This window comes from Burkholderia territorii (assembly GCF_902833055.1).
Classification (GTDB): Bacteria; Pseudomonadota; Gammaproteobacteria; order Burkholderiales; family Burkholderiaceae; genus Burkholderia; species Burkholderia territorii.
In genome coordinates this window covers 561,533-588,075 of the sequence record NZ_CADFEJ010000001.1, presented here as the reverse complement: position 1 = coordinate 588,075, position 26,543 = coordinate 561,533, and the positions used below count along the sequence as shown (strand labels likewise).

Genomic DNA, 26,543 nt, shown 5'->3' with positions numbered 1-26,543 from the left:
ATGTCGCGAGGACTCATCGAAGCAGGGAAGGCCGCCGGGAAAGCGGCTGGCGCGGGCGTGTCGCGCCGTTCGTTCCTGAAGGCGGGCATGTCGCTCGGCGCGGCGGCGGGCGGCGGCTTGCTGCTCGGTTTCAGCATGCCGGCAGCGGGCGATGATGCACGGCGCTCGGTGATCGGCGGCGATGCGGACGAGAATGCGCGCGCCGGCGTCTTCGCGCCGAATGCGTTCGTGCAGATCGACCGCAGCGGCAAGGTCACGCTGGTGATGCCGAAGGTCGAGATGGGGCAGGGCGTCTACACGGCGCTGCCGATGCTGATCGCCGAGGAACTCGAAGTGCCGCTGTCGAACGTCACGCTCGACCATGCGCCGCCGAACGAGAAGCTGTTCCTCGATCCGCTGCTCGGCGGCCAGTTGACCGGCGGCTCGACGTCGGTGCGCTACGCGTGGGAACCGCTGCGCCGCGCGGGTGCGACCGCGCGCACGCTGTTGGTTTCCGCGGCGGCCAAGCAATGGAGCGTCGATCCGGCCACCTGTGTCGCGGAAAACGGCGAAGTGCGGCATCCCGCGAGCGGCCGGCGCGCATCGTACGGCCAGCTTGCGGACGCCGCGTCGAAGCTGCCGGTGCCGAAGGACGTCGCACTGAAGCAGCCGGCCGACTTCAAGTTGATCGGCAAGCCGGTGAAGCGGCTCGATTCGCCGGAGAAGGTCGACGGCACCGCGCAGTTCGGGCTCGACGTGCGTCTGCCCGGCATGCTGTACGCGGTGATCGTGAACAGCCCGGTGTTCGGCGGCACGGTCGCGAGCGTCGACGATACGGCCGCGCGGAAGATTCCCGGTGTGCGCCAGGTCGTGCGCGCGGACAACGCGGTCGCGGTGGTCGGCGATCACACGTGGGCCGCGAAGCGCGGCGCGTCGGCGCTCGTCGTGAAGTGGAACGAGGGCGCGGGCGCGAAGGTATCGACCAAGGACATCGTCGCCGATCTCGCGCAGGCTGCCGCGAACGGAAAGGGCGCCGTCGCGCGCAAGGACGGCGACGTCGGCCGCGCGTTCGCGAATGCGAAGACGCGCATCGACGCAGTCTACGAACAGCCGCTCCTTGCACACGCAACGATGGAGCCGGTGAACTGCACGGTGCACGTGCGCGGCGACGGCTGCGAGATCTGGGTCGGCACGCAGGTGCCGACGCGGGCGCGCGACACGGTGCAGCAACTCACGGGCCTCGCGCCCGACAAGATCGTCGTGCACAACCACCTGCTCGGCGGCGGCTTCGGCCGGCGGCTCGAAACGGACATGATCGGCCAGGCGGTGAAGATCGCCAAGCAGGTCAACGGGCCGGTCAAGGTGGTCTGGACGCGCGAGGAAGACATCCAGCACGACATGTATCGGCCTTACTACTACGACCGGATTTCCGCCGGCCTGGATGCGAACGGCAAGCCGATCGCGTGGCAGCACCGGATCGTCGGTTCGTCGATCCTCGCGCGCTTCGCACCGCCCGCATTCAAGGACGGTGTCGATCCCGACGCAGTCGAAGTCGCGACCGACCTGCCGTACGACCTGCCGAACCAGTTGATCGATTACGTGCGGAAGGAGCCGCGTCACGTGCCGACCGCATTCTGGCGCGGCGTCGGCCCGACGCGCAGCACCTTCGTCGTCGAGAGCTTCATCGACGAGCTGGCCGCGCAGACCAAGACCGATCCGGTGCAGTATCGCCGCGCGCTGCTCGGCAAGACGCCGCGCGCGCTGAACGTGCTCGACGTCGCGACGAAGGCGGCCGGCTGGGGCACGCCGCTGCCGAAGGGGCAAGGGCGCGGCGTATCGGTGATGCATGCGTTCGGCAGCTTTTTCTCGATCGTCATCGACGTCGCGGTGGAGGGCGGCGAAGTGCAGGTCAAGCGTGCCGTGTGCGCGGTCGACTGCGGAATGGCCGTGAATCCCGGCACGATCGAGGCGCAGGTGCAGGGCGGCATCATCTTCGGGATCACGGGCGCGCTGTATGGCGAGATCACGATCGAGGACGGCCGCGTCGTGCAGAGCAACTTCACCGACTACCGGATGATGCGCATCAACGAGACGCCGCCGATCGACGTGCATCTCGTGAAGAGCGCCGAGGCGCCCGGCGGAATCGGCGAACCGGGGACCGCCGCGACCGCGGCGGCACTGTCGAACGCGATCTTCGCGGCGACCGGCACGCGGCTGCGCAAGCTCCCGGTCGGCAATCAACTGAAGACGGCCTGACGGGAGCGGCACACGATGCGAAACCTTACCCCGAACAGTCTGAATCGCGCCGTTCGCACGCTCGGCACTTCGTTGCTCGCGCTGGCCGCGCTGGTGGCCGGCACGTCCGCGCATGCCGCGCAAACCGCACCGGCCGAAAGCGCACTTGTCGCACGCGGCGCCTATCTCGCGAAAGCGGGCGACTGCGTGGCGTGCCACACCGCGCCGCGCGGCGCGCCGTTCGCCGGTGGCCTGAAAATGGTCACGCCGATGGGCGCGATCTACACGACCAACATCACGCCCGATCCGGACACGGGCATCGGCGGCTATACGGAGGCCGAGTTCGCGAGTGCGCTGCGCTCGGGCGTCGCGAAGGACGGCCATCACCTGTATCCGGCGATGCCGTATCCGTCGTACGCGAAGCTGCGCGACGACGACGTGAAGGCGCTTTACGCGTACTTCATGCACGGCGTCGAACCGGTGAAGCAGGCGAACCGGGCGTCCGACATTCCGTGGCCGCTGAACATGCGCTGGCCGCTGGCGCTGTGGAACGCGGTGTTCCTGGACACGACGCCGTACACCGACAAGCCAGCGAAGGATGCGGCGTGGAACCGCGGTGCATACCTCGTGCAGGGGCTCGGGCACTGCGGGTCGTGCCATACGCCGCGCGGCGTCGGCTTTCAGGAAAAGGCGCTGGACGAAAGCGGGTCGGCGTTCCTGTCGGGCGCGTCGATCGACAACTGGTTCGCGTCGAACCTGACCGGCGAGCACAATACCGGGCTCGGCCGCTGGAGCGATGCCGATGTCGCGCAATTCCTGAAGACCGGCGCGAACCGGCATGCGACCGCGTTCGGCTCGATGGTCAGCGTGATCAATCACAGCACGCAGGAACTGACCGACGACGATCTCGCGGCGATGTCCCGCTATTTGAAATCGCTGCCGGCGGCGGGCGGCACGGGCGCGCCGCCTTACCGTTATGATCCGAAGCCGACCCAGGTCGCGCTGGGCCGGCCGGCGAACGATCCGGGCACAAAGGTGTATAACGCTTACTGCCTGAATTGCCATGGCGCGGACGGTCGAGGCTACGCGCCGCTGCTCGCGCCGTTGGCGGGCAATCCGAACGTGCTCGAGGCCGATGCATCGTCGCTGATCAACGTGACGTTGAACGGCAGCGAGTCTCTCGTGATCGGCGGCGTGCCGTCCGCGTATCCGATGCCGGCGTTCGCGAACCAGCTGAACGACCAGCAGATCGCCGACGTGCTGACGTTCATGCGCGCCGGCTGGAACAACGGCGCGCCGGCCGTGCAGGCGGCGGACGTCGCGAAACTCCGCAAGGCGACGGCGGCTGCGCGCTGAGCGCGGCCGTACGTGGCGGATGACGACGTGCATGCGTGCCGCGTGCGCGTCGCCGAACGTCGCCGGGTGCAGGGCGCCCCGGCGACGCAGTGCTTTCTGTCAACCGGCGCGCGACCGTTCGCGGCAGCGCGCGATTTATCGACGCAAAACTGGGGTGTCTGGATGGCTAACGTGACTTATACGGATACACAACTGCTGATCGACGGCGAGTGGGTCGACGCCGCGAGCGGCAAGACGATCGAAGTCGTGAACCCGGCGACGGGCAAGACGATCGGCAAGGTGGCCCACGCGGGCATCGCCGATCTCGACCGCGCGCTGGCCGCAGCGCAGCGCGGTTTCGAAGCATGGCGCAAGGTGCCCGCGCACGAGCGCGCGGCGACGATGCGCAAGGCGGCCGCGCTGGTGCGCGAGCGCGCCGACACGATCGCGCAGCTGATGACGCAGGAGCAGGGCAAGCCGCTGACGGAAGCGCGTGTCGAAGTGCTGTCGGCAGCCGACATCATCGAATGGTTCGCGGACGAAGGCCGCCGCGTATATGGCCGGATCGTCCCGCCGCGCAATCTCGGCGCGCAGCAGACCGTCGTGAAGGAGCCGGTCGGTCCGGTCGCGGCGTTCACGCCGTGGAATTTCCCGGTCAACCAGGTCGTGCGCAAGCTCAGCGCCGCGCTCACGACCGGCTGCTCGTTCCTCGTGAAGGCGCCGGAAGAAACTCCGGCGTCGCCGGCCGCGCTGCTGCGCGCGTTCGTCGACGCGGGCGTGCCGGCCGGTGTGATCGGTCTGGTGTACGGCGATCCGGCAGAAATCTCGTCGTACCTGATTCCGCACCCGGTGATCCGCAAGGTGACGTTCACGGGCTCGACGCCGGTCGGCAAGCAACTCGCGGCACTCGCGGGCCAGCACATGAAGCGCGCGACGATGGAGCTGGGCGGCCACGCGCCGGTGATCGTCGCCGAGGACGCGGATGTCGCGCTGGCGGTGAAGGCCGCCGGTGGCGCGAAGTTCCGCAACGCCGGCCAGGTATGCATTTCGCCGACGCGTTTCCTCGTGCACAACAGCATTCGCGACGAATTCACGCGCGCGCTGGTCCAGCATGCGCAGGGGCTAAAGGTCGGCAACGGCCTCGAGGAAGGCACCACGCTCGGCGCACTGGCGAACCCGCGCCGGCTGACCGCGATGGCGTCCGTCGTCGAGAACGCGCGCAAGGTCGGCGCGAGCATCGAGACCGGCGGCGAGCGCATCGGCTCGGAAGGCAACTTCTTCGCGCCGACGGTGATCGCGAACGTGCCGCTCGAGGCCGACGTGTTCAACAACGAGCCGTTCGGCCCGGTCGCGGCGATTCGCGGCTTCGACAAGCTCGAGGACGCGATCGCCGAGGCGAACCGTCTGCCGTTCGGGCTGGCCGGCTACGCGTTCACGCGTTCGTTCGCGAACGTGCACCTGCTGACGCAGCGCCTCGAAGTCGGGATGCTGTGGATCAACCAGCCCGCGACGCCGTGGCCGGAAATGCCGTTCGGCGGCGTGAAGGATTCGGGCTACGGCTCGGAAGGCGGGCCGGAAGCGCTGGAACCGTACCTCGTCACGAAGTCGGTGACGGTGATGGCGGTCTGACGATCGTTCGCGTTTGACCACGTGCGTGCCGCGGCTTGCGCGGTACGCACGCGGCGCAGCGTTGACGAGGGCCGGGCGTTTTGCTCGGCTTTGTTGTTTGTGGGTTGCCTCGGCGGCGATACGATTCCGCAGCAGGCTGCATAACCGGTTCGATTCGCCGGAGGCTACCGCCGATCGCGAGAGGTTGAGTGTTTGCAGAGTTTTCAGGTGCGGTCGCCTGGAAGTCGCATCGACGTGTTGGGCGATCATGTGGACGAGTGGAAGCTGGCGAAGCGTTTGGTGCATACCGACATGATTTTACATAACATGAATTAGCGCAGATTTTGATTGTGGGAGCAAAGTTGTAATGTCGCATCTGGGCAAAGTTGAAATGTCGTGGTTCGAGGGTTTCGGCGCATGCTGGCGGCGGTTTGAACTGCTGGAGCGCATCGTGGGCCAACCTGGACTGATCACCATGAGCATGCGGGAACTGGATCGTCTGAAGGTCGTGGAAGCCGTGATCGAGCAGCGTCTGATGCCTTGGCGAGCCGCGGAGCGGCTCGGGATCAGTCGACGGCAGATTGAACGGCTGGTCACCCGATATCGTGCTGCGGGGCCGGCTGGACTGATTTCGCAGCGCCGTGGCCACGCCAGCAACCATCAATTGCCCGAGGATCTGGCGCACCGTGCCTTGAGCCTGATTCGTGAGCGCTACGCCGATTTCGGGCCGACGCTGGCTTGCGAGAAGCTGTGGGAATGCCACGGGCTGCAGTTGTCGAAGGAAACGGTCAGGAAGCTGATGACGGACGCTGGGCTGTGGATTCCGCGTCGGCAACGACCGCCCAAGGTCTATCAACCGCGAGCGCGCCGGGCTTGCCTGGGTGAACTGATCCAGATCGACGGCAGCGATCATCGGTGGTTCGAGGAACGGGCGCCGTCCTGCACGCTGCTGGTGTACGTCGACGATGCGACGAGCCGGCTGATGCATCTGCACTTTACGGCGACCGAATCGACCTTCAGCTACTTCGAGGCCACGCGAACGTACCTGGAGCGCCATGGCAAGCCGGTGGCGTTCTACAGCGACAAGTACAGCGTGTTCCGCAATACGAGCGCCAGCAAGACCGGCCAGAGCGTGACGCACTTCGGCCGAGCGATGTACGAACTGAACATCGACACGTTCTGCGCGAACAGCAGCTCGGCCAAGGGGCGCGTCGAGCGGGCCCACCTGACGCTGCAGGATCGGCTGGTCAAGGAGATGCGACTGCGCGGCATCAACACGGTAGCTGACGCCAACGCGTATGCGCCCTCCTTCATCGCCATGTATAACGCGCGCTTCGCGAAGCCGCCGCGCAGCGGCTTTGATGCGCATCGGCCGCTGCGATCCGACGAGGATCTGGATCTGCTGCTGACCTGGCGTGAGACACGCCGGGTGACGAAGGCGTTGACGGTGCAGTACGACCGGGTGCTGTACCTGCTGGACGATACGCCGGGGAATCGAGCGTGGATACATCGCGACGTCGAGGTGTGGGAGTACCCGGATGGTCGGATTGAAATCCGAGCAGCCGGTCAGATACTGGCAGCTCAGTCCTATGACCGGCTGGCTGAGGTCGACCAAGGCGCAATCGTGGACCACAAGCGGCTGAGTCACGCGTTGCAGGTGGCGCAAGCGTTTCAGGCGCAGCGCGACAGCCGGCGGATCGGCACCGCGCCGTCGCGAACGCATCGCGGGCTGCCGGTGCGGGCAAATGAAGCGCAACCCGGCACGAAGAAACCCCGCCGGTTCACGGTGGCTGACATGGAAACGGCGATTCTGGAAGTTGCGTCAAAAGCAGCAACTGAGCGGCGGTCTGCCAAGGCCCGCGGGTGAACGTAAGCGCCCTGCTGCTTCAAGCTCGGCGCTTCAACGCTGAATGACGAGAAAGTCGATGAAACATGCGACATCTGTATTTAGCTGGCGCTACGACATCTGAATCCGGGTATGACATTGATTGTAGTGGCTAGATTGAAATGTCCGCTTTTGGCTACATAGAAATGTCCGCTTTCGGACCGCGTAAGCCTGTCCAGCCGCCGGTTTCCCGGCGCCGGAGGCTTCTTCAGAACGTGGCGAACAACTCCTCGTCGCGTACGGGCCCGGCGTCATTCCAGGCTCGCTAACGCCACGCGCTCGGATCGCAGTGCTGTCATCCTAATGCGCAGTACGCCGCAACATCGTCGTGTCGTAACCAAGCGCCCGGACGCGCTCGACAAGCGCCATGGCCTGTTCCGCTGAGGGCTTCGCGTCGCGCGTCAAAATCCACAGGAACCGACCCGACGGTTCACCGACAATCGACCACGAGTAGTCGTCGGCATGATCCAGCACCCAGTAATCGCCGAAGAAGAACGGCCCGAAGAACGACACCTTCAGCTTCGCGTTGCCGCTGTCGGCCACGATCCTTGCGCGCCCGTCCGAGGTTCGCGCGCGGCCGTCCGGGCTATCTTCGCGACAGGTATTGCGCACGCCGAGGAGACCGTCTTCCCGCTTTGCATACTCGGCCGTGACGCCGTCGCATCCGCGCTCGAAGCGGTTTTCATAGCGCGCGAACTCGTACCATCTGCCGACGTACCGATCGAGATCGACGGCTTTCGCGGGTTGCGGAACGTGCGTATTGCCGCTTGGGCCGCCGGCGACACCTGCGCATCCCGCAAGCACCAGTGCGGCGCCCGCGACGATCGCCCTCGCCGCCCTCCGCGGTTGGCCAGCGATACTTCGCTTCATTGAATATCTCTCCAGACACGAAACCGGATCATTGTGCACTCAACGACCGATGGTCCGCAGCATCCGCCCCGCGTTACGCGCGCCTGCATCCCCGCGGACGCATCGCTCGTATCTGACTGAGGATCTTGCAACGAGCGTCGCCCTGCACGTCGTGCGGCGCGCATCATCGATCGTTCAATCGGATGCATCCGACAGTGCTATATTTCGCTCGACACTCACACCATGGCTATCCGCGCCATCCATTTCGCATGAGCGACACGCCGAGCGGTGCCAGCGGCTTCGATCAGTCAGCCCCTTCGCGCGATGCCGATGCGGATGTCGCGCGCCGCGAACATCTGAATCGGCTGATGGCTCGGGCAGCCGGCGGCGATCAGGCGGCCTTCGCGGAGTTATACCGGCTGAGCGCATCGCGCGTGTTCGGGACGATCGTGCGCATGCTCCACGCCGAGGATCTCCTCCAGGAGGTCTACACGACGGCGTGGCGACGCATCGAGACATTCGATCCGGCGCGCGGTGGCGCGATGACATGGCTGATCACGCTGGCGCGCAACAGGACGATCGACCGTCTGCGGCAGCATCGCGACGCGCAGCTCGACGACGAACAGGTGCTGGAGCTTCCCGACGAGGATCCGACGCCCGCCGCGCTGGCGGAGGCAACACAGGAACGTCAGCGCCTCGAGCGCTGCCTGTCGCAGCTCGATCCGCAGCAGGGTCGCGCGGTGCGCGAGGCTTTTTTCAGCGGTGCGACCTACAGTGAGCTGGCAGCGCGGCTGCGCGTGCCGCTCGGAACCATGAAGAGCTGGATCCGGCGCAGCCTGATGCAGCTGAAGGTATGCCTGGAGCAATGAATACGCCGGCCGATCACGATCCCGAATTGCGCTGCGCAGAATACGCGCTCGGCGTGCTCGACGCAGACGCACGCCGCGAGCTGGAGCAGTCCGCCGCGCGCGATCCGGCGTTGCAAGCCACGCTCGAGCGCTGGCAACGCCGCTTCGCCCCGCTCGCGGACGACATCACGCCCGTCGACCCGCCCGCGCGCATCTGGACGCGGATCCAGCACGACCTTGGCTTCGTCACGCCGCCGCGCGCTCGCGACGCCGCGCCGCCCGGCGGATGGTGGAACAGCCTTCGACTGTGGTGCTGGGTCGGCATCGGCGCGAGCGCGGCTGCGCTCGCGCTGCTCGCGGTCAACGTGATCCGGATGGACGAAGCGCCGCCGCGCCCGGCCGCCGACGGCGGCCACTACATGGCGGCGACGCTGGCACGATCGGATGGCACTGCACAGTGGACCGCCACGGTCGACCTGAAGCGTGCCCGAATGGTCGTCGTGCCGGCTAACACGCCGCCGATCGCCGCGGATCGCTCGACGGAGCTGTGGCTGATTCCGCCGAATGCGAAGCCGATCTCGCTCGGGGTATTCGCGTCCAATGCGCCCGCGTCGATGACGCTGCCGCCAGCGATCGTCTCGCAACTCGGCGCACGCGCGGTGCTCGCCGTGTCGCTCGAGCCTCACGGCGGCTCCCCGAGCGGCCAACCCACCGGCCCGGTGCTCGCCACCGGCGCGATGCACATCACTTGACTTGATGCCTGCGACGCGCGCGCCACACGGCAAGCGTGGCGGCGCGCGTTCGTTGCGTTGTCGGTCGACGGGGTGCGCAGCGATCTCGTCGCATCCGGTTGCATCCGTTCGGTCCCCGGCTCCGTATAAGGGAATATCGCGTTCCCGGAGCCCGTATGCCCGCCGTCGCCGTCGCCCTCCTCGCCCTGGTCGGACTGATCGTGTCGTTCACGGCGGTGTGGATCACCCAATTGCATTCCCGGAACGCCGGGATGATCGATCCGGTCTGGGCCGCGACGCTCGGTGGCGTCGCCATGTTCGTCGCGGTGCTGGCTACCGGCGCGGAACTGAACCGTGCGCTGGTGGCCGCGGGCGGCGGCATCTGGGGGCTGCGACTCGCGTGGCACCTGTGGCGGCGCAATCGCGGCCAGCCGGAGGATCCGCGCTATCGGCAATTCCGTCTGCAGTGGGGCGACGCCGCGTCGCGCAACATGTTCTGGCTGTTCCAGTTGCAAGCGCTGATCTCGATGTTCCTGTCGGTCGCGTTCTTCGTCCCGGCATATAGCGCGCAAACGCCGTCCCGGTTCGCGATTGCAGCGGCGATCGCGATCTGGATCGTCGCCGTCGCGGGAGAGGCTGCCGCCGACCGCCAGCTCAAGCGATTTCTCGCGGATCCCGCGCATCGCGGCCAGGTCTGCCGCGCCGGCTGGTGGCGCTATTCGCGGCACCCCAACTATTTCTTCGAGTGCGTGCACTGGCTCGCGTACGCGGCGCTGGGAATCGGAATGCCGTGGGGATGGCTGACGCTGATGCCGCCCTTCCTGATGGCATGGCTGCTGATCAAGGTATCCGGCCTGCCGTTGCTCGAAGCGCGTCTGGTGCAGACGCGTCCGGGCTACCGCGAATACATGCGCACGACCAGCGCCCTCGTTCCGTGGCCGCCGAGGCCGGCGGACAACACTTCCCCCACTCGCCCCGATCACCCTCAAGACCGGAGTACGCGCTCATGACCGCCACCACCTCGCAACCCTCCGCGGCCTCGACGTCCGCCCCCAACGACGCCTGGCTGATTCGCTGCTGCGAGCGCGGCTGGCTGCCCGATACGCTGATTCGGGCCGGCATGCGTGCACTGATGCGGCAACGTCTGCGCGCCGAGCACGCATACGATGCAGAACTGCGCAGCGCGGCGCTCGACGCGCTGGTGCACGAGCTGCAAGCAAGCCCGATCGCAATCGAGACGCATGCGGCCAATACGCAGCATTACGAGGTGCCAGGCAGCTTCTTCGAGGTGCATCTCGGCCCGAGGCTCAAATATTCGTGCGGCTATTACCCGCGCGGCAACGAAACGCTGTCGCAGGCCGAGGAGGCAATGCTCACGTTGTATGCGCAGCGCGCCGAGCTCGCGGACGGCCAGCGCATTCTCGACCTCGGCTGCGGCTGGGGTTCGTTGTCGCTGTGGCTCGCCGAGCGGTACCCGGCGGCGCAGATCGTCGGGCTGTCGAATTCGTACGGTCAGCGTCACTTCATCGAACGATGCGCGGCGCTGAAAAGGCTGACGAATTTGCGGATCGTGACCGGCAACGTGGCGGAGTTCGACTTCGATCCCGCGGAGGCCGGGTTCGACCGCGTGCTGTCGATCGAGATGTTCGAGCATATGAAGAACTACGGGCAACTGCTCGCGAAGATCTCGCGCTGGATGCGCGACGACGGCAAGCTGTTCGTGCACATCTTCGCGCACAAGCTGCTCGCCTATCACTTCGCGGTGCGCGACGACACCGACTGGATGTCGCGCCATTTCTTCACGGGCGGGACGATGCCGTCCGCCGATCTGCTGCTGCGGTTCCAGGACGACGTGCGCATCGCTCGCCAATGGTGGCTCGACGGCACGCACTACGCCCGCACGGCCAATCATTGGCTCGAGTCGCTCGACGCGGCGCGCCAGCGGATCATGCCGATTCTCGAAACGGTGTACGGCGCCGACGCCCGCATCTGGTTCCAGCGCTGGCGGATGTTCTACATGGCTGTCGCCGAGCTGTTCGGCTATGCCGGCGGGCAGGAATGGGGCGTCGCTCACTACCTGTTCGACAAGCGCCGGGGCCACGCGTGAGCCCCGCCGTGTCGTGCCGGATGTTCCGCCGCGTCGCCATCACGGTCGCGACGGCGCTCGCGCTCGGCGCTGCGGGCTGCTCGGAAAGCCCGCCGAACCCGAATCCGCGCGCCGGCATTCCGCTGTCGACCGTGCCCGTCGATTTGCCGCGCTACATGGGTCGCTGGTACGTGATCGCGAATATCCCGTACTTCGCCGAGCGCGATTTCGTCGGCAGCCGGGCCGAATGGAGCCTGCGCGACGACGGCAGGATCGACGACGCATTCGTCGGCCGCAAGGGCGGCTTTGCGCAGCCCGAGAAGCGCTATCGGTTCGTCGACGCCGTCAAGCCCGGCAGCGGCGGCGGCGAATGGCGCGTGCGGCTGTTCTGGCCGATATATGTCACGCAACTGACGCTGTACGTCGATCCCGACTACCGGTACACGATCCTCGGCTACCCGGGCAAAACGCTCGGCTGGATCTTCTCGCGCGAGCCGGCAATGGACGACGCCACCTATCGCGCGCTGCTCGCGCGGCTCGATGCGATGGGCTACGACACGTCGCGCTTCAGGCGGGTGCCGCAAACGCCGGATCAGATCGGCAAGCCGGGCTTCGCGTCGCCCGGCGATCGCGAATGATCGGCAGCACGTGCATCCGCTGCGTGCCCCGCCCCGTATATCCGCACATGTCGTTCCCAACCTGCTCTCGTGATTGACGGAGACCATTCGCGATGTACCCGGATCTTTCAGTGTCGCCGCCCGGCCGGCGGATCGCCGTCGTCGGCGCCGGCATCGCCGGCTTGGCCAGCGCGTATCTGCTGGCCCGCCGTCACCGCGTGACGCTGTTCGAGGCCGCCGACTATCTCGGCGGTCACACGCACACGGTCGACGTCGAGCTCGACGGCGCACGCCATCCCGTCGACACGGGATTTCTCGTGTTCAACGAACGAACCTATCCGAACCTGATCGCACTGTTCGACGAACTGGGCGTGGCCACCCATTCGACCGACATGTCGTTTTCGGTTTCGGTCGACGGCGGCCGGCTCGAATGGGCCGGCAGCAATCTGAACACGGTGTTCGCGCAACGCCGCAACCTTTTCTCGCCGACCTTTCTCGGGATGTTGCGCGACATCCTGCGCTTCAATGCTCGCGCACACGATCACCTCGAATCGGCGAGCCGCGATCGTCTTTCGGTCGGCGATCTGCTGGCCGCGGGCGGCTACGGCGCACCGTTTCAGCATCACTACCTGTTGCCGATGGCGGCGGCGATCTGGTCGAGCGCGGCCAACGACATCCTGCGGTTTCCGGCGGCGACGTTCCTGCGCTTCTGCCTGAACCATGCGCTGTTGCAGGTCAACAACCGGCCGCCGTGGCGAACGGTCCTGGGCGGCGCGCGGCAGTACGTCGAGCGCATCGCCGCGACGCTCGACGACGTGCGCGTGAATACGCCGGTCCGCACGATACGGCGTGACGACGGGGGCGTGACGGTGGCCACCGACACGTCCGGTCACGAGCGTTTCGACGCAGTCGTGCTCGCCTGCCATGCGCCGACGAGCCTCCGGCTGCTCGCGGATGCCAGCAACGCCGAGCGCGACGTACTCGGCGCCGTGCGCTACCAGCGCAACGTCGCCGTGCTTCATACCGATACGGCGTTGCTGCCGCGTCGGCGACGCGTATGGTCGGCATGGAACTATCTGAGCGGGCGGACGGCGCACGGCGGCGGCGAATCGCCGGTCTGCGTCAGCTACCTGCTCAACCAGTTGCAGCCGCTGCCCTTCGGCTCGCCGGTCGTCGTCACGTTGAATCCGGTCGACGAGCCCGCGCCCGGCACGCAGCTCGGCCGCTACGATTACGAGCACCCGCTGCTCGACCTCGCGGCCGTGGATGCGCAGCATCGTCTGCCGATGCTGCAAGGGCGGCGCAATACGTGGTTCGCGGGCGCATGGACGGGTTACGGGTTCCACGAGGATGGTCTGAAGTCGGCGTTGCGCGTCGCCTACGATTTCGGCATCGCGCCGGCCTGGGCTCGCCCATGAACGCGCCCTTCGTCCGCGACGGCGTGGCCGCCCTGCTGCTCGTCGGCACCGTGATGCATGAACGGCTGCGGCCGGTGCGCCATGCGTTCACGTATCCGATCTTCCAGGTCTGCTGCGACATCGAACGGTTGGGGGAGATCGATGCGAGCTGGTTCGGCATCGATCGCTGGGCGCCGCTCGCGCTCGCTTCGCGCGACTACGGCCCGCGCGACGGCCGGGCGCTGGGCCCGTGGATGCGCGATGTCCTCGCGCAGGCCGGCATTCCGGCCGACGGCCCGATCTGGCTGCAGACGATCCCGCGCATCTTCGGTTACGCATTCAATCCGGTGAGCTTCTGGTATTGCTACGACCGCGCGGGCCGGCTGCGCGCGCTGTACGCCGACGTACGCAACACGTTCGGCGCGCACCACGGCTACCTGCTGAGTGCGATGCGCCACGCGCCGATCGAAGCAGACACCGTGCTCGTGTGCCGCAAGACGTTTCATGTCTCGCCGTTTTGCGACGTCGTCGGGGATTACGCGTTTCGCGTGCGTCAGCGCGGCGATCATCTGGGCGTGGCGATCGACTATTGCGACGACGAAGGCCCGCTGCTGCGCACGGCGATCGGCATGCGGTCCGCACCGCTCACCGCGGCACGCGCATGGCGTGCGTTGGCCCGGCAGCCGCTGAACGCGATCAACGTGATCGTCCGCATCCACTGGCAGGCGCTGCGGTTGTGGCTTGCGCGCGTGCCGTTTTACGGCAAGACGCCGCCCGGCCGTTCCGCCGCTGCCGATTCGTTCTTGTCCCGTTCGCCGGCCCCGCCGTCTCGCGGCCGCTCGGCGATGTCCGATCACGAGGCTCGTCCATGACCTTGCTGCGCCTGCTGTCTTTCGCATCGCAACCGGCGATGCCGCTCTCGGCCCGTTTGTTCATTGCCCTGCTACGGCGGATCCATGACGGTCACCTGACGCTCGTGACGCCTGAAGGCGCGCAGCATGTGTTCGGCGATCCGCACTGCCAGCCGGCCGCGACGCTGCAGATCCGCGACTGGCGGGCGTGCCGTGCGATCCTGCGCGCGGGCGACATCGGCTTCGCGGAAGCCTTTCGCGCCGGCTGGATCGACACGCCCGACCTCGTCGCGCTGTTGCGCGCGGCGATCCGCAACCAGCCGGTGATCGCGAAGACGGTGACCGGCGGCCGCCTGGCGCGCGTCTGGTACGCGCTGCGCCACCGGCTGAGGATGAATACGCGGGCCGGCAGCCGCCGCAACATCCACGCGCACTACGACCTCGGCAACGAATTTTACGGGTTGTGGCTCGACGACACCTGGACGTATTCGAGCGCCTGCTTCGACGGCGATGCGCAGCGGTCGCTGGCCGACGCGCAAACGGCGAAGTATCAGCGCATCGTCGATTCGCTCGGCCTGCGCGCCGGCATGCGCGTGCTCGAGATTGGCTGCGGCTGGGGCGGGTTCGCCGTGCACGCCGCACGGCAGGGCATCCGCGTGCATGGCGTCACCATCTCGCAGGCGCAGTACGCGCTGGCCCGCGAGCGCATAGCGCGCGACGGGCTGTCCGATCGGGTGACACTCGAATTGCGCGACTATCGCGACCTCGACGGCCGATACGACGCGATCGTGTCGATCGAAATGTTCGAGGCCGTGGGCGAAACGTTCTGGCCGGCGTACTTCGACACGCTCATGCAGCGCCTGAAGCCCGGTGCTCGCGCACTGATCCAATCGATCACGATCGCCGAGCCGCAGTTCGACGCGTACCGCGCGTCGAGCGACTTCATTCGCGAGTTCATCTTTCCCGGCGGAATGCTGCCGAGCCCGGAACGCTTCGTCGCCGCGGCGCGGCGGGCCGGCCTCGCCGCCGAGCCGGTGCTCGCATTCGGCGACGACTACGCGCGCACGCTGCGCACCTGGCGGGCGACGTTCGAGGCTCGCGTCGATTCGGTGCGCGCGCAACGGTTCGACGAGACGTTCATTCGCACCTGGCGCCTGTATCTCGCCTATTGCGAAGCGGGTTTCGCCGAGCGACGAACCGATGTGATGCATTTCATCGTGTCGTCGGCCAGCTGACATGTGGCGCCGGCTCGCGATGCTCGCCACGGTCGTGGCGCTGGCTGCACCGCGGTACGCCGGCGCGAACTGCGTCGACGATATCGCCTCGGCGCGCCTGATCGGATCGGGCCGGTTCTGCTTGCTGGGCATCTGTCTGTACGACGCCCAGCTTTGGGCGCCCCGCCCTCCCGGCGGGTTCGACACGCCGTTTGCGTTGTCGCTGGCCTACCGCCACGACGTGAAAGGCGAGCGGCTCGTGTCGACCGGCATGGACGAGATCGAGCGCCTCGCACCCGTGCCGCTGCCGGCTGCGACGCTCGACGCATGGCGCCATGACCTCGAACGTGCGTTCACCGACGTATCGCGTGGCGACGTGCTTTGCGGCGTGTATTTTCCCGAGCGCGGCGCACGCTTCTACACCAACGGCCGCGTCACGGCCGACGTGACCGACACGGCATTCGCGCGCGCGTTCTTCGCGATCTGGCTCGACCCGCGCACGCGCGCAAAATCGTTGCGCCGTCAGTTGCTGGGCGACGATGGACGCTGACTGGACGGTGAGCGATGGCGAGTGGCTCGTCGTATCGATGCGGGTAGCGTCGATCGGCGGGTTCGTCACGGCGCCTTCTCGACGCGAGACTTGCGATGGTCAACAACACGCACTTGCCTGAAAGGATATGCGAGACCTGCGGCTTGCCTTTCAGCTGGAGAAAGAAATGGAAGGCGGTTTGGGAGGAAGTCCGGTATTGCTCGGAACGTTGCCGCCGAAATCGACGGTCGCCGTCGAATATGAAGACGAACGCTTCACGTCGCTGAATTCGCGTTGACGACTGGATCGCGCAGGCGGGCTCGCCAGCGCGGCCACTCCCCTTCCCCACAGCAGCCCGGATTCACGCATGCGATCGCTTCCAGGCGATTCGATCTCCCCCGCATCAGCTCGCATTGCGCGTCGTGAAACCGAGGTGATGTCCGCTTGCGCGGACCGCGGTGTATCGAGTCTCGCCGCGGTGACACGCAAAACCGGGACAATCTTGACTCATGCATCGGATAGGCCTGCTCGCCGGCGCATTTCATGGTGTGTTGATTCCATCCTCCATTCCACATTCGTTGACGTCGTAAACCGTTTCACACGCACAATCTGCACACGATCTCGTCCAAATACCGGACATTTACACGCTTTTCCCGCCGTTCCTCATCGCTCGCACGATATTTGACGCAAATTTTCCCGATGCAATAATCATGATGAATCATCTTTCCGCTTCACTTTCCCGAAAATTTGCATACAATCCCCCCTGTGACGAACGAATCGACGGAGAGACGCCCGTGCCAACACGCAACCACGACATCAAGCCGCGCCGGTTCCCGGCCTGTCGCGCTTCGTCGATGGCGCGCGCGACCGTCGTCGTCACGGTACACAGCCCGCCGCACCGTGCCGGGGCGGTGCACGGCCGGCGGATTGCGTCGCGCTTGCGCGTCGCCGCGCGGCAGCGCGACCAACGCGGAGAGTGGCGCTCGACGCAGGTGATCGGGCGGTGTGCAAGCGCTGCGGTGAACGTCGCGCCGGGCGAACCGGGATCGAACGCAGCGGCTCGCACGTGCCCCGCGCTGCTCGTCATGGGCGGCCTGACGGTGTCAGACGAAACCTTCGAGCGAGCCGGCCTGCAGGTCAGTCAGCGCGTCGAATCCGTGTCGCGGGCACTGCGGCAGCCGGGCCTTGCCGTCGACGCGCTGATCGCCGAGGTCACGTCGTTGCACATGGATCTGGCGACCCGGTTCGTGTCGCTGGCATGGGCGCGCCGCGCGCGCGCGGCCGCGATCGTCTATGAGTACGGCAGCGTGCAAGCCCTCGCGCTGATCCGACTTGCAGGCTTCCACGCGTTTCGCTCGGTCGGCGGCCAGATCGACCTGGCATTCGTTCTGGCGAAGTTGCAAGAGTCCGTCGCCGTCACGCGCGCGGAGAAGCCGACGGCAACCGGCCCGGTACTGCGGTTGCACCGGCAGGTCGACGGCTGGATCCCGGCATCGCCGAACGACCCGTCGTGCGCATTCGCCGCCGGATCTCCGGTAACGCTGGCGCGGCGCCATGCATGCCCGCGCGCGCGTGAACGTCACCTGATGGACGCATCGCCGAAATGGCGGCGGCGCCGTTCGCCCGGCTTTTACCCATGGAATGCGACCCGATCGCGCATCGCCTCGGTCGTGATCCATTGCATCGCCACCTAACCTCCAGAAGCGAACCGAAATGGGAAATCTGATCGACGCTCCCGAGCACACCTTGACCGCGATCGACGAGGGCATGCCTCTGTCGCACATCATTCGTCGTCGACTCGAGAACGCGGGCGCGCGCTTCCACGCAAACGACAACATCGCCGCGCACCTGCGCGACGGCGAGCTGGATGCGTTGCAAAACGAGGTCGCGCAGGGAATGGAAGCCGTGCTGCGCTCGCTCGTGATCGACGTCGACAATGACCACAACACGCGCGAAACCGCGCGTCGCGTCGCGAAGATGTTCATCCGCGAAGTGTTCGCCGGCCGCTACGACGCAGCGCCGTCCGTCACCGAGTTCCCGAACGTCGAGCGGCTCGACGAGTTGCTGATCGTCGGGCCGCTGCGCGTGCGCAGCGCCTGCTCGCACCATCTTTGTCCGATCATGGGCCGCATCTGGATCGGGGTACTGCCCAGCGCGACGTCGAATCTGATCGGCCTGTCGAAGTATGGACGGCTCGTGAACTGGGTCATGACGCGCCCGCAAATCCAGGAGGAAGCGGTCAAGCAGATTGCCGACCTCCTCGAATCGCGCATCTCGCCCGACGGGCTTGCCGTCGTACTCGAGGCCGAACACTTCTGCATGCATTGGCGCGGCACCAAGGACGACCAGGCAAAAATGACCAACAGCGTGATGCGCGGAAAATTTCTCGAGGACGCGTCGCTGCGCCGAGAGTTTCTCGCTTTGCTGTCGGGAAAGAATTCGTAGGGCGCGCGGCGGGCATTCGCGACGAATGCGCCGGCGCAATGCGCGGTCACGATCCGCGTCCGCTCGTCACTGCGGCGCGCAACAGCAGGAAGCTCAAAGCCATGCGGAGTTCTCGATGAACTGTTCGCACGATTCACTCCGCGAGCCCTCGGACGAAGGGCGATCGACGATGCTGTATTCGGGCAGGCAGCAACGCCGGGGCGCGTCCCGTGGCAGGTCACGCCAGGGCGGCCGAACCGAATCCACCGCCGACGCGGTCATTCAGCCCGACGCGGTAGTCGAGTCGCATGCAGAAATCGACCAATTGCTGTCGCGCGTCGCCACGGGGGACGAGCATGCGTTTGCCCGGCTGTATCAGTTGACGGCATCGCGACTGTACGGTGCGATCCTCCGGATGATTCGCGATCGCCACGAAGCGGAGGATCTGCTTCAGGACGTCTTCACGACTGCGTGGCGCCGCGCCGATTCATTCGACGCAAGACGCGGCACGGCGACGACGTGGCTGATGACGCTCGCACGCAATCGAACCATCGACCGGATCAGGCAGCATCGCGAGATCCCGCTCGACGACGAGCTGGCGCTGTCGATCCCGGACGAGAGCCCGACGCCCGATCTCGGCGCGCAGGCGAGCGAGGAGCGCCTTCGTCTGGAGCGCGGGCTCGCGCATCTCGGCGAGCGCCAGGCGTATGTGCTGCGAGAAGCATTTCACGGCGGTGCTTCGTATGCGGAGCTGGCCGAACGCATGCAGGTGCCGCTCGGCACGATGAAGAGCTGGATTCGTCGCAGCCTGATGCGACTCAAGATCTATCTCGAGCAATGAGCGCGCGCTGCGGGGCACTTTCCGCGCATCGTGCGCCGCACGAGAACAATTGATGGTGGCCAACGCCCCGTAGCATGCGCACGCGAGCCGGCGGCTTCATGGTGCCGTCGGCTCGACTTCGTTCGCTGCGGTGACGGTGAGCAAAAAACCGACGTGGCGATTCAAAGCGATTCGATCTTGTCGATCACGATTTCCGCCTGCTTGCGTATCTCGCGGACCATTTCACCGTCGAACCGGTCGAGTTGCCGATAGACCATCGCAAGTCGATGGTTGTGTTGCAGAGCATCACGATGCCGGTCGAAGAAATTCCAGTAGAGGACGTTGAACGGGCACGCGTGCTCGCCGGTGCGACTGCCGTGGTCATACACGCATCCCTTGCAGTAGTTGCTCATGCGATTGATGTACGCGGCGCTGGAAACGTACGGCTTGGTGGCCATTGCGCCGCCGTCCGCGTATTGGCTCATGCCCAGCGTGTTCGGCATCTCGACCCATTCGAACGCGTCGATGTAGACACCGAGGTACCACTCATGCACTGCGTGCGGATCCAGCCCGGCCAGCAACGCGAAGTTGCCGATCACCATCAACCGCTGGATATGGTGCGCATGCGCGTGTTCGAGCGACTGCTGCAGCGCGTGCGACATGCAGGCCATCCGCGTGCTGCCGTCCCAGAACCAGTGCGGCAGCGCGCGTTGATGACCGAATGCATTGCTCCGTTCGTAGCCCGGCATTCTGGTCCAGTAGACACCTCGTACGAACTCGCGCCAGCCCAGTATCTGCCGGATGAATCCTTCGACCGCCGCAAGCGGTGCAGCGCCGGTGCGATACGCACGCTCGGCCCGCGCGACGACTTCGCGCGGATTCAACATCTTCACATTGAGCGCGAACGACAACATCGAGTGAAACAGGCGCCGCGCACTCCCGTGCATCGCGTCCTGGAACTGGCCGAAAAACGGCAGTGCGTGCTCGACGAAGGATTCGAGGCACGCGAGCGCCTCGGCGCGATCGACGGGCCAGCGGAAATCGCCGGCCGACGGCTCGCCGAAGCTGCGCACGCCCGCCGCAACGATCTGTTGCCACAGTGCGCGATGATCGTGATGTGGACGCCAGTCGGCCGGTTCGGCGGGCGCGCCCGACCACGCCTTGCGGTTTTCGGCATCGTAATTCCACTGCCCGCCTGCCGGCCGCCCTTGCGCGTCGACCAATACGCGATGCCGCACGCGCATGCTTCGGTAGAAGCGGTCCATGACCCACGATCGGCTCGTTCCCAGCACACGCCACACCTCGTCGCGCGTCGTGTAGAAATGGCCGGTATCGACGGCGCGAACCGGCATGCTCGCCGCTGCCGCATACGCGCTCAGTTGCTGGTCGAGTCGCCATTCGTCGGGCAGCAGATACTCGATGCACGTTGCGCCGTGCAGTTCGGCGACGCTGTCGAGGTTGGCCGGAATGGCGTGGCGATTGAGCGGGTCGTCGATCTCGATGTAGTGCACGCGATGGCCCGCAGCGCGCAACAGCCTCGCGAAGCGACGCATCGCCGCAAAGATGGCAATCAGCTTCTGAGCGTGATGGAGCGTGTAGTCGGTCTCCTGCCGGACTTCCATCAGCACGTAGATCATTTCTCCCCGGACATCGGAAAACCAGTGATGCCCCGGGTCCAGCTGGTCACCGAGCACGAGCCTTAAAGTCTTCATGGGACGCTGCGTCATGGATGATCGTTACCGGGAGAGGCGCAGGGCATCAAGTGCGTTACGGCACCGGCGCGGCCGCGTTCGAAACATTCTAGCCGCACCCCGCTTCGCGAACCATATTTCCGGACGAAATTCCGCAAATTGAATCACTTTCCCGCTTCATATTTCATGCAAACTGCGTACAATTCCGAGACAAACCCTCGTCAACTTTAGGAGAGCCACGATGCCCCCTCGCAAGGATCGCGACACACCTCACCGCTATCGCAGCGGCGAGGCCGCGCGCCTGGCGCGCATGCCGGCAGCAACGCTGAGGATCTGGGAGAGACGTTATGGCGTGGTTGCTCCGCCGAAGACACCGTCCGGACAACGGATGTATTCGGACGACGACGTCCAGCGCATCCGCTTGCTGAAGGCACTCGTCAATCAAGGACACGCGATCGGCACGATCGCCAGCCTGAGCCGCGAGGAACTCGAAGCGTTGTCGCTGACGGATACGCGTGGCCCGGCATTGTCCGACACGGCGGTGAGCCTCGCGGTCGTCGGTGCGCTTCCGATTTCTGAATCTGCGCTGGAGCGCATGGGAATCCGGATCGCCGCGCATATCGACTCGGTCGACGACGCGGCCGAACATGCGGATACATCGGCGGATGCACTCATCGCGACGACCACGTCGCTCCACGAGGATGTCGTTTCGCAGCTCGCTGCCGTCGCGCAAAAGCTCAAGGCGCAGGCGGTGGCCGTCGTGTACGCGTTCGGCACCGCGGAGGCAACCGAACTGGCGCGGCTGTCCGGGTTCGATCTGTTCCGGTCGACGGAAGGCCAGACGAACCCCGCATCCATCATTTCGAAACTGGCGCATGCGGTCGTCAAGGCTCGCCAGTCGGACGAGACCGAGCGCGGGCTCTGGCTGCGCACGCGGCGACGCTTCGACGAAGCGACGCTCGCGTCGCTCACCGGGCTGTCCACCACCGTCAAGTGCGAGTGCCCGCGCCACCTTTCCGAATTGATCATGCAGCTCAGTGCATTCGAGCGATACAGTGACGAATGCGTGTCGCGCTCGCCGGCCGACGCACTGCTGCACCGCCATCTTGGAGACGCAGCGAACCGGGCGGCCGAATTGCTCGAGACGGCGCTCGCCGTCATCCTTCGCGAAGAGGGCCTGGGCGGAACGACGCCGGATCTGAAGGCGCTGTAGCGCCGCACGTGCCGCCGACCGTGCCGATCGGTTCGCGGCGAAAGCCGGCGTGACTGCGCGCCGGGCGTGCCGGGCATTTCGTCGCGCGCGGCAGGCGGGCGGCGCGCGTCGCGCTGTCGCGATTCGTTTGCCGACGCTTGCTTGCCTGGCAGGTCGGTGCGCCGACACGCCGATTTCCGGCGCACATGTATGCGCGTGCGCGCGCAACGCAGCGTTTTCCTCGATCACCGCGCGGAAACGGCCGAGTGCGCCGCCGTGCCTGATGCCGCCGCCTTTCCGCTGGTCGGCCCGGCGGGCGCCGCGTGCGCGGTGCGCGTGACGAACGCCGAGAGATCGTCGAGCACCGACGCCCTTCCCCTCAGCGGCGCGCCCAGCACACCGACGATCGTCGCGTGGCTGACCTTGTCGTAACGCACGACCGCGACCCTGTCGCCCGCATTCTGCAACGCCCGTGCGAAACGCCATGTGTTGCCGGGCTCGACTACCGTGTCGTTTTCCGCAATGGCCAGCCACATCGGCGGCTCGGTGCCCTGGATGAATCGAATCGGCTGGCTCGCGGCGCGCGCGTCCTGCGGAAATATCCGCTCGAGTGTTGCGTCACGCAGCGGCAGGAAGTCATAAGCGCCGGCCAGCCCGATCACGCCGGCAATGTCGCTTTTGTGCATCTGCCGCGCCGCCAGATAGCGGCCGTCGGTCGCGAGCAATGCGGCAATCTGAGCGCCTGCGGAGTGCCCCATCAGAAACAGGCGACGGGGGTCGCCGCCGAACGCAGCCGCGTGCTCGCGCGCCCACGCCACCGCCTGCGCGGCATCGTCCACGAAGCCGGGAAAGGTGGTCGCCGGATATGTCCTGTAGTCGGGCAACACGGCAACGAAGCCCCTCGACGCCAATGCCTCGCCCACGAACAGGTAATCCTTGCGCTCGCCGGACTGCCAGCTTCCGCCGTAGAAGAACACGACGACAGGGACGCCGGCTGCCGCATCGGCCGGCCAGTCGTCCACGACGCGGGCGGGCACGTACACGTCGAGCACATGACGCTCCCCAGGGCCGTACGGAATATCCGCAAACAGGCTAAACGTATATCGCGGCGTCAGCGCGTTCAGGAGCCGCACCGGATTGCACGCGGCGAGCAGGCCGACCGCGAGCAGCATCGTCAGCACGGCCAGTCCCACCTTGATGTTCATCCAGATCTCCGTATCCGACGATTCCAGGCAAATGCGGCACCTGATACGAGGCTCTACGAAACGTGAACGAAAGCGGATGCATGCGTCGCACGGCAGCGCCCCGCTGCCCGCTCTGGGGCCACGATCCGATGTTCGTCGGGCAGGTTGCCGAGGCGATCGGCAACGGCATAGCCGCGTTCGAACGCGCTGCGCAACGCTGAACGGCCGGCCAGGGGCCGGCTCTCGGCCCGTCGCTCCCGTCCGGATTGTTCCGTTGCGAGCTGCATCCGCCCACAACGCAGCGCCGTATAAGGAAAGGGATACAAGGACGAACCTGAATGCCGACCATCACGCATCGCAAAGTCATCGTCCGCGAATGGACGCACACCTTCGACGATACAGAGCCGTCTGCGACGGTTGTATCGCATGCCGATTTTCCCGTGCCGCGACGCGGGCCACTCGGCAGGACCGGCTTCGCGCGCCGTCGCGCCGGCCGCAGCGTTTCGCTTTTGCAGGCTCGAGTGCCGCCGACACACGCATGCATGGCGAGCATGCCGATACCGGTGTCGGACGAACCATCATGACCCGCGTGCCGAATCGACGACCGTCGAACGTGCCCGGCCCGGAGGCAGCACGCATGTGCGCGTATCTCGCCACGACACAGATCGGATGGCTGGTTTGCGTGATGACGGCCGCATCGCACCGCGCCGCGTGGGGCGTCGCCTATGCGGTGATCGCGACGGCCGGCCATCTGCTGTACGCGGATCGACCGTCATGCGAGGCGCGACTCGTGATCGCGATCGTGGTGTGCGGATGGTTATGGGACAGCGCCGTGGCCCATTCGCGCCTGGTCGAATACCCGAACGGCGTGCTGCTCCCCGGTACGGCTCCGTACTGGTTCGCCGGGCTGTGGGCGCTGTTCGCGATCCAGCTCAACACGCTGCTGTGCTGGCTCAGGCGCCGCCCGCTCGTGTCGGTTCTCGTCGGCGCACTCGCCGGCCCGGCGTCGTTTCGCGCGGGTGCGGCGCTGGGCGCCGTTCATTTCAACGAGCCGGCTGCAGCGCTCGTTGTCATCGCAACCGGTTGGGCGTTCATCTTGCCGGCCTCGCTCGCGCTGGCAACGCGTTGGGACGGAATGACCCGGGACGCTGCGCCGGCGAGCAGCCGGGACCGCATGTACGACATCCGCTCCGGCTGAAGACGGAGAACGTTCGAACCGAACGCGCGACACGTCCGCTTCGTCTCCGAACCCGCTTCCATCACCCATGCAACTTCTCACGCATAGCACATGACATCCACCGAATTGCCGTATCAGCGCCGCCCCGTCGTCGTATGGTTTCGCGACGACCAACGGCTCGGCGACAATCCCGCCTTGACTCATGCAGTCGAGAGCGGCCACCCCGTCGTCTGCGTTTACCTGCACGACCCTGCCCCGAAGTCCGGGCGCCCGATGGGCGGCGCGCAACGATGGTGGCTGCACGAATCCCTCGCGAAGCTCGACGACGCACTTTCCGCGCTCGGCGGCTCGCTGGTCGTGCTGCGCGGCGACCCGCAGGAGGCCATCACGAACTTCGCCATCGCGATCCAGGCCGCGATGGTGGTCTGGAATCGTCGTTACGCGAAAGCGCATACGGAAATCGACGCGTCGATCAAGAAGGACTTGAACGGACGCGGAATCGACGTGTCGACATTCAACGGCCATCTGTTGCGCGAACCCTGGACGGTCACGACTCGCGAAGGCTTGCCGTTCCAGGTCTTCGGTGCGTACTGGCGAGCCGCGTGTCGCGACGATTTTTGTCCGTCGCCTCCACTGGCGGCACCGTCGAGCATTCGGTTTTTCCCGGTTCCCGAACGCGTCACGCCACATGTCAGCTCACTGCGGGCGCTCGCACTCCAGCCGGCGGCACCCGACTGGGCGGGCGGCCTGCGATTGACGTGGCGCTGCGGCGAGGAAGCCGCCCGGCAACGCCTCGACGCGTTCCTGGACGAGTCGCTTCGCGACTATGCCGGCATGCGCGATTTCCCGGCCGCTCACGCGACGAGCCGGCTCTCGCCCTATCTGCGCTTCGGCAACATATCGGTTCGGCAGGTGTGGTATGCGGCGTTGTCGGCAGCAAACGCGATGCGCAGCACGCGCGCGGCGCGCAGCGACGCTTCGAAAGGCGCAGCGTTGGACAAATTCCTCAGCGAAATCGGATGGAGAGAATTCTCGTATCACCTGCTCTATCACTTTCCGCCGCTGCATCAGGTCAATTTCCGGCGTCAGTTCGATTCGATGCCGTGGCGCGACGACGCGGAGGCGCTCCGCAAATGGCAGACCGGGAACACTGGCTACCCGCTCGTCGATGCCGGCATGCGCGAGCTTTGGCATACCGGCTGGATGCACAACCGCGTGCGCATGGTCGTCGCATCGTTCCTGTCGAAGCATCTGTTGATCGACTGGCGCGCGGGCGAAACCTGGTTCTGGGATACGCTGGTCGACGCGGATGAAGCCAGTAACCCCGCAAGCTGGCAGTGGGTCTCGGGTAGTGGCGCCGACGCAGCGCCGTATTTCCGCATCTTCAACCCGGTGCTGCAGGGACAGAAATTCGATCCGCAAGGCGAATACACACGACACTGGGTGCCCGAGCTGTCGAAGATGTCCGCGGAAAAAATCCATGCGCCTTGGACGGCGTCGCCGGAACAACTGCACGACGCGGCCGTGAGTCTCGGCAGGAGCTATCCGTTTCCGATCGTGGAGCACCAACTTGCGCGTGCGCGGGCCCTGGATGCCTTCCAGCAGCTCGCTTCGGACGACAATGCGTAGTGGCATGGTTGCCGCCGGTAGGCCGGTGTTTGGCCCACTTCACGATCGTGGACTACCTGTCGTGGAATGCGATTCCCACGGTAGCCGGCAACCTGGCCGGCGGCTTGCCGTTCGTCGGCGCGGCGCTGTTCCGCACGCACGACAAGACCGCGCCGAAACGCGCGCCGGTTTCGCCGGCGCACGTCGTCGCACGCAAGGCCTGATCGTGCCGCGGCATGCCGCCGCCGCGATGCCAGCGCTGCATACCGGGGCGGCTCACACG

Annotated in this window: 23 protein-coding genes and 1 pseudogene; 21 read left to right on the top strand and 3 right to left on the bottom strand. The window is 66.2% G+C overall.

Annotated elements, in window-relative coordinates:
- The 4 genes from HW466_RS02565 (at position 1) to HW466_RS02550 (ending at position 7,024) form a co-directional block, all read left to right on the top strand.
- On the top strand, positions 1–2,235 hold the full coding sequence (locus HW466_RS02565) for a xanthine dehydrogenase family protein molybdopterin-binding subunit (protein WP_151003366.1): 2,235 nt from the start codon (positions 1–3) through the stop codon (positions 2,233–2,235).
- A 15-nt stretch (positions 2,236–2,250) separates the two neighbouring features.
- Positions 2,251–3,570, top strand: a complete 1,320-nt coding sequence (locus HW466_RS02560) for a c-type cytochrome (RefSeq protein WP_147957056.1) — start codon at positions 2,251–2,253, stop codon at positions 3,568–3,570.
- A gap of 162 nt (positions 3,571–3,732) precedes the next feature.
- Positions 3,733–5,178: an NAD-dependent succinate-semialdehyde dehydrogenase gene (locus tag HW466_RS02555; protein ID WP_147957057.1), complete on the top strand. Its 1,446-nt coding sequence runs from the start codon at positions 3,733–3,735 to the stop codon at positions 5,176–5,178.
- A 454-nt stretch (positions 5,179–5,632) separates the two neighbouring features.
- Positions 5,633–7,024, top strand: coding sequence for an ISNCY family transposase (locus tag HW466_RS02550; RefSeq protein ID WP_151003369.1), 1,392 nt, complete (start codon positions 5,633–5,635; stop codon positions 7,022–7,024).
- Between the two features lie 318 nt (positions 7,025–7,342).
- On the opposite strand, the gene HW466_RS02545 is transcribed toward HW466_RS02550, so the two are convergent.
- Entirely contained in the window at positions 7,343–7,912 is a 570-nt protein-coding gene (locus HW466_RS02545; protein WP_151003397.1) for a lipocalin family protein, read from the bottom strand.
- Between the two features lie 248 nt (positions 7,913–8,160).
- Between HW466_RS02545 and HW466_RS02540 the strand changes: the two genes are divergently transcribed.
- The 13 genes and pseudogenes from HW466_RS02540 to HW466_RS02480 all read left to right on the top strand — a co-directional run bounded on the left by HW466_RS02540 (position 8,161) and on the right by HW466_RS02480 (position 19,429).
- Positions 8,161–8,760 (top strand): sigma-70 family RNA polymerase sigma factor, encoded by a 600-nt coding sequence (locus HW466_RS02540; protein ID WP_151003371.1) that lies wholly within the window; start codon positions 8,161–8,163, stop codon positions 8,758–8,760.
- A complete protein-coding gene (locus HW466_RS02535; RefSeq protein WP_151003373.1) occupies positions 8,757–9,491 on the top strand; it encodes an anti-sigma factor in 735 nt (244 codons plus the stop codon). The genes HW466_RS02540 and HW466_RS02535 overlap by 4 nt, the downstream gene beginning before the upstream one ends.
- A 155-nt stretch (positions 9,492–9,646) precedes the next feature.
- The gene (locus HW466_RS02530) at positions 9,647–10,480 is read left to right on the top strand and encodes a DUF1295 domain-containing protein (protein WP_059507421.1); all 834 of its coding nucleotides are present in this window, start codon (positions 9,647–9,649) and stop codon (positions 10,478–10,480) included.
- Positions 10,477–11,577 (top strand): SAM-dependent methyltransferase, encoded by a 1,101-nt coding sequence (locus HW466_RS02525; RefSeq protein WP_151003375.1) that lies wholly within the window; start codon positions 10,477–10,479, stop codon positions 11,575–11,577. The genes HW466_RS02530 and HW466_RS02525 overlap by 4 nt, the downstream gene beginning before the upstream one ends.
- A 20-nt stretch (positions 11,578–11,597) precedes the next feature.
- A complete protein-coding gene (locus HW466_RS02520; RefSeq protein ID WP_151003398.1) occupies positions 11,598–12,194 on the top strand; it encodes a lipocalin family protein in 597 nt (198 codons plus the stop codon).
- Positions 12,195–12,286: 92 nt separating this feature from the next.
- Positions 12,287–13,591 (top strand): NAD(P)/FAD-dependent oxidoreductase, encoded by a 1,305-nt coding sequence (locus tag HW466_RS02515; protein ID WP_151003377.1) that lies wholly within the window; start codon positions 12,287–12,289, stop codon positions 13,589–13,591.
- The gene (locus tag HW466_RS02510; protein ID WP_151003379.1) at positions 13,588–14,442 is read left to right on the top strand and encodes a DUF1365 domain-containing protein; all 855 of its coding nucleotides are present in this window, start codon (positions 13,588–13,590) and stop codon (positions 14,440–14,442) included. Before HW466_RS02515 ends, HW466_RS02510 begins: the two co-directional genes overlap by 4 nt.
- A complete protein-coding gene (locus HW466_RS02505; protein ID WP_151003381.1) occupies positions 14,439–15,656 on the top strand; it encodes an SAM-dependent methyltransferase in 1,218 nt (405 codons plus the stop codon). The genes HW466_RS02510 and HW466_RS02505 overlap by 4 nt, the downstream gene beginning before the upstream one ends.
- 1 nt (position 15,657) lies before the next feature.
- Complete coding sequence (locus HW466_RS02500) at positions 15,658–16,185, top strand: chalcone isomerase family protein (RefSeq protein WP_059800417.1); 528 nt, start codon at positions 15,658–15,660, stop codon at positions 16,183–16,185.
- A gap of 95 nt (positions 16,186–16,280) precedes the next feature.
- Positions 16,281–16,352 (top strand): annotated as a pseudogene (locus tag HW466_RS32230) (DUF2256 domain-containing protein); the annotation flags it as partial.
- Positions 16,353–16,874: 522 nt separating this feature from the next.
- Positions 16,875–17,858 carry a hypothetical protein gene (locus tag HW466_RS02490; RefSeq protein WP_174905381.1) on the top strand — a complete coding sequence of 328 codons (984 nt, stop codon included), beginning with the start codon at positions 16,875–16,877 and terminating at the stop codon, positions 17,856–17,858.
- Positions 17,859–17,877: 19 nt separating this feature from the next.
- Positions 17,878–18,609 carry a GTP cyclohydrolase I gene (gene folE, locus HW466_RS02485; protein WP_059450314.1) on the top strand — a complete coding sequence of 244 codons (732 nt, stop codon included), beginning with the start codon at positions 17,878–17,880 and terminating at the stop codon, positions 18,607–18,609.
- 115 nt (positions 18,610–18,724) lie between these two features.
- Entirely contained in the window at positions 18,725–19,429 is a 705-nt protein-coding gene (locus HW466_RS02480) for a sigma-70 family RNA polymerase sigma factor (protein ID WP_151003383.1), read from the top strand.
- Positions 19,430–19,590: 161 nt separating this feature from the next.
- Here the strand turns inward: HW466_RS02480 and HW466_RS02475 are convergent, their stop codons facing one another.
- Positions 19,591–21,120 carry a cryptochrome/photolyase family protein gene (locus HW466_RS02475; protein ID WP_151003385.1) on the bottom strand — a complete coding sequence of 510 codons (1,530 nt, stop codon included), beginning with the start codon at positions 21,118–21,120 and terminating at the stop codon, positions 19,591–19,593.
- A gap of 220 nt (positions 21,121–21,340) precedes the next feature.
- Between HW466_RS02475 and HW466_RS02470 the strand changes: the two genes are divergently transcribed.
- Positions 21,341–22,312 carry a MerR family transcriptional regulator gene (locus tag HW466_RS02470; RefSeq protein ID WP_151003387.1) on the top strand — a complete coding sequence of 324 codons (972 nt, stop codon included), beginning with the start codon at positions 21,341–21,343 and terminating at the stop codon, positions 22,310–22,312.
- 224 nt (positions 22,313–22,536) lie between these two features.
- Here HW466_RS02470 and HW466_RS02465 read toward each other — a convergent pair whose 3' ends face one another.
- Complete coding sequence (locus HW466_RS02465) at positions 22,537–23,496, bottom strand: alpha/beta hydrolase (RefSeq protein ID WP_151003389.1); 960 nt, start codon at positions 23,494–23,496, stop codon at positions 22,537–22,539.
- Positions 23,497–24,055: 559 nt separating this feature from the next.
- Here HW466_RS02465 and HW466_RS02460 point away from each other — a divergent pair.
- The 3 genes from HW466_RS02460 to HW466_RS02450 all read left to right on the top strand — a co-directional run bounded on the left by HW466_RS02460 (position 24,056) and on the right by HW466_RS02450 (position 26,484).
- Positions 24,056–24,673 (top strand): DUF2878 domain-containing protein, encoded by a 618-nt coding sequence (locus HW466_RS02460; protein ID WP_059774318.1) that lies wholly within the window; start codon positions 24,056–24,058, stop codon positions 24,671–24,673.
- Positions 24,674–24,763: 90 nt separating this feature from the next.
- Positions 24,764–26,281, top strand: a complete 1,518-nt coding sequence (locus tag HW466_RS02455; protein WP_151003393.1) for a cryptochrome/photolyase family protein — start codon at positions 24,764–24,766, stop codon at positions 26,279–26,281.
- Between the two features lie 29 nt (positions 26,282–26,310).
- Positions 26,311–26,484 carry a hypothetical protein gene (locus tag HW466_RS02450; RefSeq protein ID WP_420908203.1) on the top strand — a complete coding sequence of 58 codons (174 nt, stop codon included), beginning with the start codon at positions 26,311–26,313 and terminating at the stop codon, positions 26,482–26,484.
- Positions 26,485–26,543 lie beyond the last annotated feature (59 nt).

Coding starts and splice junctions, on each gene's coding strand:
- HW466_RS02565 (WP_151003366.1), top strand. CDS start 1: ATGTCGCGAGGACTCATCGAAGCAGGGAAGGCCGCCGGGAAAGCGGCT.
- HW466_RS02560 (WP_147957056.1), top strand. CDS start 2,251: ATGCGAAACCTTACCCCGAACAGTCTGAATCGCGCCGTTCGCACGCTC.
- HW466_RS02555 (WP_147957057.1), top strand. CDS start 3,733: ATGGCTAACGTGACTTATACGGATACACAACTGCTGATCGACGGCGAG.
- HW466_RS02550 (WP_151003369.1), top strand. CDS start 5,633: ATGAGCATGCGGGAACTGGATCGTCTGAAGGTCGTGGAAGCCGTGATC.
- HW466_RS02545 (WP_151003397.1), bottom strand. CDS start 7,912: ATGAAGCGAAGTATCGCTGGCCAACCGCGGAGGGCGGCGAGGGCGATC.
- HW466_RS02540 (WP_151003371.1), top strand. CDS start 8,161: ATGAGCGACACGCCGAGCGGTGCCAGCGGCTTCGATCAGTCAGCCCCT.
- HW466_RS02535 (WP_151003373.1), top strand. CDS start 8,757: ATGAATACGCCGGCCGATCACGATCCCGAATTGCGCTGCGCAGAATAC.
- HW466_RS02530 (WP_059507421.1), top strand. CDS start 9,647: ATGCCCGCCGTCGCCGTCGCCCTCCTCGCCCTGGTCGGACTGATCGTG.
- HW466_RS02525 (WP_151003375.1), top strand. CDS start 10,477: ATGACCGCCACCACCTCGCAACCCTCCGCGGCCTCGACGTCCGCCCCC.
- HW466_RS02520 (WP_151003398.1), top strand. CDS start 11,598: ATGTTCCGCCGCGTCGCCATCACGGTCGCGACGGCGCTCGCGCTCGGC.
- HW466_RS02515 (WP_151003377.1), top strand. CDS start 12,287: ATGTACCCGGATCTTTCAGTGTCGCCGCCCGGCCGGCGGATCGCCGTC.
- HW466_RS02510 (WP_151003379.1), top strand. CDS start 13,588: ATGAACGCGCCCTTCGTCCGCGACGGCGTGGCCGCCCTGCTGCTCGTC.
- HW466_RS02505 (WP_151003381.1), top strand. CDS start 14,439: ATGACCTTGCTGCGCCTGCTGTCTTTCGCATCGCAACCGGCGATGCCG.
- HW466_RS02500 (WP_059800417.1), top strand. CDS start 15,658: ATGTGGCGCCGGCTCGCGATGCTCGCCACGGTCGTGGCGCTGGCTGCA.
- HW466_RS02490 (WP_174905381.1), top strand. CDS start 16,875: ATGATGAATCATCTTTCCGCTTCACTTTCCCGAAAATTTGCATACAAT.
- folE (WP_059450314.1), top strand. CDS start 17,878: ATGGGAAATCTGATCGACGCTCCCGAGCACACCTTGACCGCGATCGAC.
- HW466_RS02480 (WP_151003383.1), top strand. CDS start 18,725: ATGAACTGTTCGCACGATTCACTCCGCGAGCCCTCGGACGAAGGGCGA.
- HW466_RS02475 (WP_151003385.1), bottom strand. CDS start 21,120: ATGAAGACTTTAAGGCTCGTGCTCGGTGACCAGCTGGACCCGGGGCAT.
- HW466_RS02470 (WP_151003387.1), top strand. CDS start 21,341: ATGCCCCCTCGCAAGGATCGCGACACACCTCACCGCTATCGCAGCGGC.
- HW466_RS02465 (WP_151003389.1), bottom strand. CDS start 23,496: ATGAACATCAAGGTGGGACTGGCCGTGCTGACGATGCTGCTCGCGGTC.
- HW466_RS02460 (WP_059774318.1), top strand. CDS start 24,056: ATGACCCGCGTGCCGAATCGACGACCGTCGAACGTGCCCGGCCCGGAG.
- HW466_RS02455 (WP_151003393.1), top strand. CDS start 24,764: ATGACATCCACCGAATTGCCGTATCAGCGCCGCCCCGTCGTCGTATGG.